At 58.6% G+C, this 2,622-nt stretch carries 1 protein-coding gene and 1 pseudogene; one reads left to right on the top strand and one right to left on the bottom strand.

Annotated elements, in window-relative coordinates; genetic code table 11:
• A pseudogene (locus tag ABX749_RS28970) lies at window positions 1-716 on the bottom strand (membrane or secreted protein); the annotation flags it as partial.
• A gap of 272 nt (window positions 717-988) precedes the next feature.
• On the opposite strand from ABX749_RS28970, the gene purB reads away from it, so the two are divergent.
• The gene (gene purB, locus ABX749_RS28965) at window positions 989-2,437 is read left to right on the top strand and encodes an adenylosuccinate lyase (RefSeq protein WP_145219925.1); all 1,449 of its coding nucleotides are present in this window, start codon (window positions 989-991) and stop codon (window positions 2,435-2,437) included.
• Window positions 2,438-2,622: the final 185 nt, after the last annotated feature.

Here is a 2,622-nt window from a genome sequence, read left to right as displayed (position 1 = left end):
GCGGCGACGTCCAACACACCTTGAACCACGCTCTCGCGATCGGCCGCGATAAAGCGTTCGTCATTCCACGTCAGCGCGATCTCGACGATTTTCAGTTGCCCGGGTTTCGGCTTGGTGCGGTAGACCCGAATCGTTTCGTCGCCGTATTTGACGTCGGTGCGAACCGCGCCACCGGCTTTCAAGTCGGCGTCGATCTTTTCCGCTGCCTGGTCGGCTTCCACTTTCCGGTCGCGAATGTCCGCGATGACGCACAGTGCATACGGACGGCGTTTGTCATCGGTGAACGACAACCACGCCAGGGTGACTTCTCCCGACGCAATCTCGTACAGATCATCGGGTTTCAATCCGATCTTGCGGTTGAGCGAATCAAAGTACGACCGCGCGCGTTCCCGCTGGTCATCGAGAAACGGCTGCATTTCCTCGGAGGCAAACAGCAGCCCGATTTGCGTTCGTTCCCAGGCGTCGCAAAACGCCGGCAACTCGGGAATCCGGATGACCCCCGCAGTGGATTCGGGCAACAGATCAACCGCGGACACATATTCGTCCGCTTTTGGCTGCCCCTGGTCCTGCCCCGGTTGGACTTCGACCTGGGGCGATTCGGCCTCCTGCTCAAGCTGCACCGGTTCCGCAGCACAAGCCAATGGGGCCAGGGACAACAGGGCGACGCCACACAGGACAGCCGCCGACGATCGGATCAAAGGAAGACCAACTCTCATAAAATTATCTTTCGGCAAACGCTGACGTTGAGCTGCCACTATGTTGTGAAAAAATCCACTGATTCGAAAAAACGCCGGGGCGGAGAATCGCTCAATAAGGCTCAAATGCATATTGGACTCAGCGGCTTGTGAATCTCGAGGGGGAGCGAGACCTACTCGCAACGAGTGGCGTTCATCGATCGACGAATTGTCAGACATCGCAAGCCCAGTATGTTATCGCACTCGATTGAACCACGAAACGCCTTCGATTCCGACGTCCCAATACCATCGAAATGACTTTATCCTCGTCCAATCCCGCCGAATCAACGTACCAAAACCCCCTGATCGAACGCTATTCGTCTCGAGAAATGGCGACGCTTTGGGGCCCCAATCGACGTTTCCAGACCTGGCGACGCCTCTGGATTGCCCTGGCAGAAAGCGAAAAAGAGCTCGGAATCGAAATTTCTGACACGCAATTGGACCAACTCCGCGCGTTTGAGTCCAATCTAAATCTGGACGTGGCCCAAGAATACGAGCGGATTCGACGCCACGACGTGATGGCCCATGTCGAGGCCTACGGGGACCAATGCCCCGACGCCAAGAAAATCATTCACCTGGGCGCCACCAGTTGTTTCATCACCGACAACGCTGACGTCATTTTGATCCGCGACGCGCTGCGATTGGTCGCCCGACGGCTGGCCGCCACCATCGACACGATGGCCACCTTCGCCGCCCAGCACCGTGCCCTGCCCTGCCTCGGCTTCACCCACCTGCAACCCGCCCAACCGACGACCGTCGGCAAACGGTGCTGCCTGTGGACCTATGACCTGGTCCTGGACCTGCACGAAATCGAACACCGACTCGACACGCTCTGCGCCCGCAGCGCCAAGGGAACCACCGGGACCCAAGCCAGTTTCCTGCAATTGTTCGGGGGCGATCACGACAAGGTCCGCCAGCTGGAACGCCGCATTGCAGAGAAAATCGGATTCGAACGAACCTACGCCGTGACCGGGCAAACCTATCCGCGGAAAGTCGACGCGCAATTGCTGGACGCACTCAGCGGGATCGCCCAAAGCCTGCACAAGACCGCGACCGACATCCGGCTGTTGGCCAACCGCAAAGAAATCGAAGAACCGATCGAAAAACAACAGATCGGTTCGTCGGCGATGCCCTACAAACGCAACCCGATGCGGAGCGAGCGGATTTGTGCGCTGACACGGTTTGTGATGAGCTTGCAAAGCAGCCCGGCGATGACGGCCGCCACGCAGTGGATGGAACGCACACTGGACGACAGCGCCAACCGCCGGCTGGTGATCCCCCAAGCCTTCCTGGCGATCGACGCCTCCTTGGTGCTGATGCAAAACATCGCCAGCGGATTCGTCGTCTACCCCAAGACCATCGAGCACAATCTGGCGAAGGAATTGCCGTACATGGAAACGGAAAACATCATGATGCGCGCCGTCGAAGCAGGCGGAGATCGCCAAGAGCTGCACGAACGGATTCGCGTCCACAGCCGCGAAGTCGCTCGATTGGTCAACGCCGAAGGCAAACCGAATGACATGATCGAACGGCTCAAGAACGACGACGCCTTCTCCGCCGTCTCGTTCGACACCGAAATCAACCCGCTCGATTTCGTCGGACGCGCCCCCGAACAAGTCGACGAGTTCATCGAACAAGAGATCGAACCGATCCGCCGCCGCTACGCCGATCAAGATTCATTGAGCGTCGAAGTCACCGTGTGAGGCCGGGTCACCGACTTGTTCCGAGGCTCCGCCTGGACTGCGCTGAATCGGTCGCTGATGCCGATACCGCAAATTTAAGACCAATCGAGAGGCCCGGACGCTGGCGCGAACCGGCTGATATCAAACGAATATCAGCCGTTTGGCGCGAGCCTACGGGCCCCCGTACGAGGAAACGACGCTTAACT

Source organism: Stieleria sp. (assembly GCF_041595215.1).
Lineage (GTDB): Bacteria > Planctomycetota > Planctomycetia > Pirellulales > Pirellulaceae > Stieleria > Stieleria magnilauensis.
This window is presented reverse-complemented; position numbering and strand designations above follow the sequence as displayed.

What these genes read in the sequence shown, in the direction of transcription:
- purB (WP_145219925.1), top strand. Translation starts at nt 989, where the DNA reads ATGACTTTATCCTCGTCCAATCCCGCCGAATCAACGTACCAAAACCCC.